Origin of the sequence: Pseudomonas sp. SIMBA_067, from assembly GCF_046534675.1 — a bacterium.
GTDB classification, from domain to species: Bacteria; Pseudomonadota; Gammaproteobacteria; order Pseudomonadales; family Pseudomonadaceae; genus Aquipseudomonas; species Aquipseudomonas putida.
Window position 1 is genome coordinate 1 of sequence record NZ_JAWRYH010001312.1, and the last position, 237, is coordinate 237.

Below are 237 nucleotides of genomic sequence, written 5' to 3' on the forward strand. Positions count from 1 at the left end.
GGTGTGTGCGGCCTGGTAAGCCCATGGAACGTGCCGTTCATGACCGCCACCTGGAAGACCGCGCCATGCCTGGCGCTGGGCAACACCGCCGTGCTGAAGATGAGCGAACTGTCGCCGCTGACCGCCAACGAACTGGGCCGCCTGGCGGTTGAAGCTGGCATCCCCAACGGCGTGCTGAACGTGATCCAGGGTTACGGCGCTACTGCCGGCGATGCACTGGTCCGCCACCCCGATGTG

General features: G+C 66.2%; 1 protein-coding gene. It reads left to right on the top strand.

Annotation, left to right across the window (positions count from 1 at the left end; genetic code table 11):
- A partial coding sequence (locus SB765_RS33575; RefSeq protein ID WP_410933026.1) for an aldehyde dehydrogenase family protein occupies nt 1-237 on the top strand: 237 nt, incomplete at both ends.